Genomic DNA, 9297 nt, shown 5'->3' with positions numbered 1-9297 from the left:
AAATGTAGTTAAGGTTACGAAACTTGTTTGGCTCTGCCCTTAACCTATCTACAACGTCATCACCAACGTTTAGTCTTTCTCTAGTCTAAATAGTATGGCGGTACCTAATTTAGTTCTTAACTATTTACTTGTTTTTGAGGGAGGCACTTGTCGTACATCTGCTTAGCGTTATGTTGTCTATCCAGTGATCATGCCAGCATTTTTAACTGAAGGGACAGAGCTTTGGGCTCAGGTCTTAGATGCTTGACTGCTTGCTAACGCTACTGAGACAGGGACATTTTATGCAGTGCACTACTCAGAGTACGGCAGTCTTGACCGATTTGTCTGTGATTAGACAAAAAACGTTACACCGATCGCCATTGGCGTCCGTTTGGTGTTATTTACGAGGGCAACGTTGTGACCAACGTCATCAACACATCCGTCCAGGAGACGGTCACACTGAACAAATTTGAGAAGCTGAAGGCCGAAAAAGATGGTTTGGCTGTCAAATCAGAATTAGGGCATTTTGCTCAGCTTGGCTGGGAAGCGATGGATAAAACCGATCGCGATCATCGGCTCAAGTGGCTGGGTGTGTTCTTCCGTCCAGTCACGCCAGGCAAGTTTATGCTGCGACTACGGATGCCCCACGGGCTGATTACGAGTCAGCAGTTTCGGCTCTTAGGCGCGATTATTCAACGCTATGGAGATGACGGCAGTGGGGATATTACCACCCGTCAAAATATCCAGCTTCGCGGGATTTGCTTGGAAGATATTCCAGGTATCTTTGAGCAGCTTGAAGCGGCTGGACTCACCTCCGTACAGTCGGGTATGGATAATGTGCGCAATATCACCGGATCACCTGTTTCTGGCATTGATGCCCATGAGTTGATTGATACTCGGGACTTGGTGCAGCAGGTTCAGGATATGATCACCGATCGAGGCCAGGGAAATCCAGAGTTCACCAACCTTCCCCGTAAGTTCAATATTGCGATTGAAGGGGGGCGAGATAACTCGGTTCATGCTGAGATTAATGATATTGCCTGTGTGCCAGCCTACCGGGATGGGGTATTGGGCTTCAATGTTTTGGTGGGAGGGTTTTTCTCTGCCAAGCGCTGTGAGGCGGCAATTCCCCTCAATGCTTGGGTCTCGCCGGAGGATGTGGTGGCGGTATGCCGTGCCATTTTGGAGGTATACCGAGATCACGGTCTGCGGGCCAATCGTCAAAAGTCTCGGCTCATGTGGCTGATTGATGATTGGGGGCTAGAGCGATTCCGGACTGCGGTGGAGGAGCGCATGGGGCGATCGCTGGCTCCGGCTGCGCCTAAGGATGAATTGGACTGGGATAAGCGCGACCATATTGGCGTCTATCCCCAAGCCCAAGCTGGTTTCAACTACCTGGGTATTCATATCCCTGTGGGTCGGCTCTATGCCTCAGATATGAATGAGCTGGCTCGCTTGGCAGAGGTCTATGGAACTGGGGAACTGCGCCTCACGGTGGAGCAGAATGTCATCATTCCCCATATCCCTGATTCTCGCCTGGAGGCTTGCTTAGCTGAACCTCTATTGAGCGATCGCTTTTCGGTGAATCCAACTCCCCTGATGCGATCGCTGGTCTCTTGCACCGGAGCCCAGTTCTGTAACTTTGCTCTGATTGAAACCAAAAGCCGAGCTGTTGCTCTGGTGCAGGAGCTAGAGGCTGAGCTAGAGATTCCCAAGTCGGTGCGGATGCACTGGACGGGGTGCCCCAACTCCTGCGGTCAACCGCAGGTTGCAGAGATCGGTTTGATGGGCACGAAAGCTCGGAAAAACGGTAAGGCAGTTGATGGTGTTGATATTTACATGGGTGGCAAAGTGGGTAAGGATGCCCACCTTGGTACCTGTGTGATGAAAGGAATTCCCTGTGAAGACCTCAAGTCTGTGTTGACGAAGATTCTGATGGATACCTTTGGTGCGCAACCTAAGGTGTCTGCCTAGCCGCTCTGTTCTAGGCAGCTCAGCGCATCAGGCTTTTTCAGTGATCGGGCAGAAGGCGATCGCCCTTGCTCGATAGTTCTATTTCCATTATTTGATAACGAAGGATCAGGAAACCGCCCATGACTCGACTTTCTAGACGCAAGTTTATTTTGACCGCTAGCGCTACGGCTGCGGGTACATTTCTTCTTAACGCTTGCTCATCTGGATCCGATAGCGACACTTCGACGGTCGAGGCAGTAGATATCGATCCGGCTGATGCGCCAGAAGTAACTGCGGCAAAACTAGGCTTCATTGCCCTCACCGACTCGGCTCCCCTGATCATTGCCCAGGAAAAAGGTTTCTTTGCTAAATACGGCATGACCGAGGTATCGGTTGAAAAGCAGGCATCCTGGGGCACTACCCGTGACAACCTGGTGCTGGGGTCTGAAGGCGGCGGCATTGACGGAGCCCATATTCTCACCCCTATGCCTTACCTGATTTCTGAAGGTATTGTCACCGACGGGCGCAAGGTTCCCATGTATATCCTGGCTCGTTTGAATGTGAATGGTCAGGGGATTTGTTTATCCAATGACTATCTCGACTTGGAAGTTGGTGTAGATAGTAGCCCGCTGAAAGAGGTCTTTGCTGAACGGAAAGCAGCGGGACAAGAAGTTAAAGCAGCCATGACCTTCCCTGGCGGTACCCACGATCTGTGGATCCGCTATTGGCTAGCAGCAGGCGGTATTGATCCCGATAATGATGTCTCCACCATCGTGGTGCCACCTCCGCAAATGGTCGCTAATGTGAAAGTAGGCAACATGGATGCTTTCTGTGTGGGAGAACCTTGGCCCTTGCAAACGGTGAACCAGGAGATTGGCTATAATGCCCTCACCACGGGTGAACTCTGGAAAGATCACCCAGAAAAGGCATTCGGTATGAGAGCCGACTGGGTGGATCAAAACCCCAATGCCGCTAAGGCTTTGCTGAAGGCTACCTTAGAAGCCCAAATTTGGTGTAGCCAGGCAGAAAATAAAGAAGAGATGTGTCAAATCTTGTCCAAGCGGGCCTGGTTTAACGTGCCCTATGATGACATCATCGATCGCTCCGTGGGTACATTTGACTACGGTACAGGTAAGGTGCTCGATCAACCCGATCTGATGCAGAAATATTGGGAAGATAATGCGTCTTATCCTTACAAGAGTCATGATGTCTGGTTCCTCACCGAAAATATTCGCTGGGGCTACCTACCGCCAGATACCGACATCACTGCCATGGTTGATGCCGTAAACCGTGAAGATCTATGGCGGGAAGCGGCGATCGCTATTGGACAAGAAGCAGCGATTCCTGCTGATCCTTCTCGTGGTGTTGAAACTTTCTTTGACGGCATTCAATTTGATCCAGCCGATCCGCAGGCTTACCTTGATAGCCTAGCCATTAAACGAGTGTAGCTCTTCAGCCCCCTAGGGCGATCGCATCGTTCTAGGGGCTGCTTCTTTATCAGCCATTGGTTTGAGTTTGGATTCCGACGCCTAGTTCTACCCAACGTGTTTTAACTTCGAGAGGTATCTGAGATGACCGCACCTGTAAGCATGAAGCGACGACGATCTAAATTTGCTTTTCAACCGCTGCTGCAGTGGGCCTATAAACGAGTCAAGGACTTGATTCCCCCAGCGATCGCCGTGGTGATCTTTTTGGTTGTGTGGCAACTGTTAACCATGAGTCCAGATGCCAATCTTCCCAGTCCGGTTCGCACGTTAGAAGATACCTGGGAGTTAATTGTCGATCCCTTCTTTGACAATGGCGGGATTGATAAAGGTCTGTTTTGGCAGATTCTGACCAGTTTGCAGCGGGTTGCTCTAGGCTTTTCCCTAGCGGCTGTGGTGGGCATTGGGCTAGGCATTCTGGTAGGCACTAATAAGTTAATGTATCAAGCCCTGGATCCAATTTTCCAGGTACTGAGAACCGTTCCGCCCTTGGCCTGGCTGCCGATTTCCTTGGCCGGATTCCAGCAGGCTAATCCCTCGGCAATTTTTGTCATCTTTATTACCGCTATCTGGCCGATTATTATCAACACAACGGAAGGAGTGCTGCAAATTCCCCAAGACTACAACAACGTCTCTCGGGTTTTGCGCCTGAGCCGCACCACCTACTTTTTCAAGGTGCTCTTTCCGTCCACCGTTCCCTATATTTTTACCGGGCTGAAAATTGGCATTGGTCTTTCCTGGCTCGCCATTATTGCCGCAGAGATGCTGATTGGTGGCGTTGGTATTGGTTTCTTTATCTGGGACGCTTGGAACAGCTCTCGGGTCAGCGACATTATCATCGCGATTATCTATGTGGGGATTGTAGGACTCTTGCTGGATAAATTCATCACCTACCTCAGTAAGCTAGTTGTTCCTGAAGAGCAGAAAAGCTAGGCGATCGCCTGTTTGATGGATCTGGCTGTTCTCAGTGGTTCAGATTCCACGAACGGTAAAGCTAGTTGTTCTCAAGCTTATATCTCCAGTACCACGAAGCTTTGCGTATTCAACCGTTTCTCTATGGCTGAGGCCGAGTATCAACCATGTCTATTTTCGTTGAAATTGACCACGTCGATCGCACCTTTTCCCTGCCAGACGGTGGGCAATACATCGCCCTCAAAAATATTGAACTGAAGATCCAAAAAGGGGAGTTTGTCTCCCTGGTGGGGCATTCGGGCTGCGGCAAGTCTACTCTGCTGAATATCCTGGCGGGTCTTGATCAACCCAGCCAAGGTGGCGTCATCCTCGAAGGACGGCAGGTGACCTCGCCGGGCCCCGATCGCATGGTGGTCTTCCAAAACTATTCCCTCTTACCCTGGCTGACGGTTCGCGAGAACATTGCCTTGGCGGTAGATGAGGTGATGAGCCACTTGCCCAAGGGTGAACGGCGAGGCATTGTCGAACATCATATTGATCTAGTGGGCTTACGGGCGGCATCGGATAAGCGCCCCACCCAAATTTCTGGCGGTATGAAGCAACGGGTGGCGATCGCCCGCGCATTGGCGATTCGTCCGAAATTGCTCTTGTTGGATGAACCCTTTGGTGCCCTAGATGCTCTGACGCGGGGCGGCTTGCAGGAACAGTTGATGCGCATCTGTGAAGAGAGTCAGGTCACCTGCGTCATGGTCACCCACGACGTTGATGAAGCGCTGCTGCTGTCGGATCGGGTGGTGCTGCTGACCAATGGCCCGGAAGCGCATATCGGGCAGATGATTGAGGTGCCCTTCCCCCGTCCCCGCAGCCGTATGGATGTAGTCAATCATCCCAACTACTACAGTCTGCGCGGTGAAATTGTCTATTTCCTTAACCAGCAAAAGCGGGCCAAGCAGCGCCGGGCTCAGCCAGCGGTGGCGATCGCGTCCAATGGACTAGAAAAGGTCAACCTCGACCTAGGCTTCATTCCCCTCACTGACTGTGCTCCCCTAGTGGTGGCTAAAGAAAAGGGCTTTTTTGAGAAGCATGGCCTCACCCAGGTGACCCTGAACCGTGAACCGAGCTGGAAAGCGATCGCAGAGGGTATTGGCAGCGGTCGTCTGGATGCGGCTCAGATGGTGGCGGGTATGCCCTTGGGGTTGACCCTGGGGATGAACGGTCAGCCGCGCCTACCGGTGGTGACGGCCATGACCCTGTCTCGCAACGGCAACGCCATTATTTTGGGCAAGTCCTTCTTGGATGAAGGCGTGCGCACGCTCAGCGACTTCAGGGAAGCGATCGCCCGCACCCCCGATCGCACCCATACCTTAGGGGTGGTTCATGGCTCCTCCATGCATAACCTGATGCTGCGCTATTGGCTAGCCTCTGGCGGCATTGATCCTGATCGCGATGTGGGACTAGTGGTCATTCCGCCGGCGCAGATGATTTCAAATTTGAAGACCGGCAATATTGATGGCTATTCCGCTGGAGAACCTTGGAACTCCCGCGCTATTCAGGAAGGGCTGGGGTATGCCATTCAGGTAGACTCGGAAATTTTGCCCGAGCATACCGAGAAGGTGCTGGGTGTGCGGGAAGATTGGGCCAACCGCTACCCGGAAACTCATCTGGCGTTGGTGAAGGCGCTGCTGGAAGCCTGCGACTATTGCGACGATCGCCGCAATCGCGAAGAAATTCTAGAGTTGTTGAGCCAACCGGACTATGTCGGTGCAGACCCGATGCATATCCGTCCTGGCTTCCTGGATCCCTACGATCGCGGCATGGGCGAGGATCCCCAACTGATTTTGAATTACAACCAGTTTTCGGTGCGGAAAACTAACTATCCTGACGAAGTGGAAGCCCTGTGGACGCTGACCCAAATGGCCCGCTGGGGAATTGTACCTTTCCCTCGCAACTGGATCGAAGTGCTCGATCGCACCCGTCGCATTGATGTGTTTGGCCAGGCTGCCCGTGAGGTAGGACTGCTGGATATTGGGCGCGATCGCAATCCACTGCATCTGTTTGATGAATCAACCTTTGACCCCGATAACCCCATCGACTACCTCAAGAGTTTTGCTATCAAGCGTGACGTAAACATCGAAGAGATCGCCTTAGATCAACTAACGTCAGTGTCCTAGACGTTCTGTTTACCAGGCTGGAGGGATGGGTTCTATCCATGCTCCTCCAGCTCTCTAGTGTTCTTCAGCCCTTAATCCTTCAATCCTCATGCAAATGTTAGACAGCGCGGTTCGCAGTTCCAACCCTTCTCAACAAACAGAACCCTATTTGGTCTTGGATAAGATCACCAAAATCTATCCGACGGCCAATGGCCCTTACGTAGTTCTGGATGGTATCGATCTAACGGTGAAGGAAGGGGAGTTTGTTTGTCTCATTGGCCATTCCGGCTGTGGTAAATCTACTCTGCTGGATATGGTGGCAGGTTTTCTGACGCCATCCTCGGGGGAGGTGCGGTTACAAGATCAGCCGATCACCGAACCGGGCCCCGATCGCATGGTGGTGTTTCAAAACTACTCTCTCCTGCCTTGGCTAACCGCCTATGAAAATATTTATCTAGGCGTCGATTCTGTCTTTCCAGATAAATCTAAGGCAGAAAAATCTCAGATTGTCCATGAGCATCTAGCCATGGTGGGTCTCGATGAGGCGGCCAACAAGAAGCCTAGCGCCCTTTCTGGCGGTATGAAGCAGCGGGTTTGTATTGCCCGAGCCTTGGCTCTGCGTCCAAAGGTGCTGATCTTGGATGAACCCTTTGGCGCACTGGATCCGATTACCCGCGAAGAACTGCAGGAAGAGCTGCTGAAAATTTGGCATGCCCATCGCACCACCGTGTTGATGATCACCCACGATATTGATGAAGCGCTGTTCTTGGGCGATCGCTTGGTAATGATGACCAATGGCCCCGCCGCCCGGATTGGTGAGGTTTTGGATATTCCCTTCGAACGCCCTCGCGATCGCGGCCGTTTGATGGAAGCGCCGGCATACTATGAGTTGCGCAACCACGCCCTCGACTTCCTCTATCGTCGTTATGCCCACGATGATACGGAATAGCCCCTCGGGGAAGAGATGGTCGGTTGGAGTTAGCAGGTGTTGACTCCTGCCGACTGTTCCCAGATCGGGTATGTTTCCAGAAAACTAGGTCGTTGGCAGAACGGAGAGAATCACAGGTGGCAGATTGTGTGAAAACGTTATGTCCCTACTGCGGCGTGGGCTGCGGCCTAGAGGTGGTGCCGTCGCCTAGCGGTGAGGGAGTGGGTAAGGTGAGGGGCGATCGCTCCCATCCGTCTAGCTTGGGGCAGGTATGCGTAAAAGGGGCGACGGTGGCGGAGTCCTTGGATCGCGATCGCTTGCTCTACCCGATGATGCGCGAGTCCTTGGATCAGCCATTCCGGCGCGTCAGTTGGGATGATGCCTACCAGCGCATCGTCGATCACATCCAAACCCTGCAGTGCACGGTCGGCAGTGATGCTATTTGTATGTATGGGTCGGGACAGTTCCACACTGAGGACTACTACGCGGCCCAGAAGCTGATCAAGGGCTGTTTGGGGACCAACAATTTTGATGCTAATTCGCGACTCTGTATGTCCTCTGCTGTGGCGGGCTATACCTACAGTTTGGGATCGGATGGCCCGCCCTGTTGCTATGAGGATTTAGAGGAAACCGACTGTGCTTTTTTGATTGGCACCAACACCGCCGAATGCCACCCGATTGTCTTCAACCGCCTGCGCAAACACCACAAGCGCAACGAGCATGTCAAGTTGATTGTGGTTGATCCGCGCCGCACCCCCACCGCTGAGGTGGCGGATCTGCATCTAGCCATTCGCCCCGGTACCGATATTGACCTAATGCACGGCATCGCCCATCTGCTGCTGCAGCGCGGCGATCTAGACGTGTCGTTTATCGATGAATGCACCAGCGGCTTTTCTCAATATGCCGACGTCTTACGCCATTATCCGCCTGAACGCGTAGCAGCCACCTGCGGCATTCCTTTGGACGATCTCCAGCAAGCGGCTGACTACTGGGGGCAGGCGAAACGGGTGCTGTCGCTCTGGTCGATGGGGCTGAACCAGTATGCTGAGGGTACGGCTAAGGTCGGCAGCCTGATTAACCTACACTTGATGACCGGCAACATTGGCAAACCGGGTACCGGCCCCTTCTCGCTGACGGGGCAGCCCAACGCTATGGGGGGACGAGAAGCCGGTGGCCTATCGCACCTGTTGCCTGGCTACCGCTCGGTGAAGAATCCAGAGCATCGTCGCCAGGTTGAACAGTATTGGCAGTTGCCGGAAGGGCAGATGTCTCCCACCCCGGGCCGCTCTGCCTGGGAGATGATTCGAGGGCTGGAAAGCGGCGCGGTGAAGATGCTTTGGGTTGCGGCGACTAACCTTGCGGTGAGTATGCCTGACCTGAAACGCACCCATGCCGCCTTGAGGCGATCGCCCTTCACGGTATACCAAGATGCCTACTACCCGACGGAAACGGCAGCCTACGCCCATGTGCTCCTACCAGCGGCCCAATGGGGCGAAAAAACGGGTACCATGACCAACTCCGAGCGCCGGGTCACCCTTTGTACGGCTGTGCGCTGTCCGGTGGGCGAAGCCAAGGCCGATTGGGAAATTTTTGCCGAGGTGGGTCGCCGTCTAGGATTTGAGCAGCAATTTTCCTGGGCAACCTCGGCTGAGGTTTATGCCGAATTTGTGCAACTCACCGGCGATCGCCTTTGTGATATGACCGGCATCAGCCACGATCGCCTACTGGAGCAAGGGCCCGTGCAATGGCCCTATTCCCAGCAATCCACCGACTGGCAGAAAAGCGATCGCCGCCTCTATACCGATCGGCATTTTCCTACTCCCGACGGCCGGGCTCGATTTATGGCAGTTCATGCCCGTGGTCTGTCAGAACCCAGCGATCCTGACTATCC

At 53.3% G+C, this 9297-nt stretch carries 6 protein-coding genes; all 6 read left to right on the top strand.

Translation table 11 applies throughout. From position 1 onward, the window contains the following. Positions 1 to 396: 396 nt before the first annotated feature. A complete protein-coding gene (locus tag V6D20_07560) occupies positions 397 to 1953 on the top strand; it encodes a ferredoxin--nitrite reductase (protein ID HEY9815640.1) in 1557 nt (518 codons plus the stop codon). Positions 1954 to 2072: 119 nt separating this feature from the next. Continuing rightward, the gene (locus V6D20_07555) at positions 2073 to 3380 is read left to right on the top strand and encodes a CmpA/NrtA family ABC transporter substrate-binding protein (GenBank protein ID HEY9815639.1); all 1308 of its coding nucleotides are present in this window, start codon (positions 2073 to 2075) and stop codon (positions 3378 to 3380) included. A gap of 123 nt (positions 3381 to 3503) precedes the next feature. Further along, entirely contained in the window at positions 3504 to 4349 is an 846-nt protein-coding gene (ntrB, locus tag V6D20_07550; protein HEY9815638.1) for a nitrate ABC transporter permease, read from the top strand. Positions 4350 to 4495: 146 nt separating this feature from the next. Continuing rightward, positions 4496 to 6499: a nitrate ABC transporter ATP-binding protein gene (locus V6D20_07545; GenBank protein HEY9815637.1), complete on the top strand. Its 2004-nt coding sequence runs from the start codon at positions 4496 to 4498 to the stop codon at positions 6497 to 6499. Positions 6500 to 6587: 88 nt separating this feature from the next. Further along, the gene (locus V6D20_07540; protein HEY9815636.1) at positions 6588 to 7427 is read left to right on the top strand and encodes a nitrate ABC transporter ATP-binding protein; all 840 of its coding nucleotides are present in this window, start codon (positions 6588 to 6590) and stop codon (positions 7425 to 7427) included. A gap of 128 nt (positions 7428 to 7555) precedes the next feature. Beyond that, the coding region (locus V6D20_07535) for a molybdopterin-dependent oxidoreductase (GenBank protein HEY9815635.1) at positions 7556 to 9297 on the top strand (1742 nt) is incomplete at its 3' end.

It is taken from the genome of Candidatus Obscuribacterales bacterium, from assembly GCA_036703605.1.
GTDB lineage: Bacteria > Cyanobacteriota > Cyanobacteriia > RECH01 > RECH01 > RECH01.
Note: the sequence above shows the minus strand (reverse complement) of the source record. Positions and strands in the feature narration are given on the sequence as shown.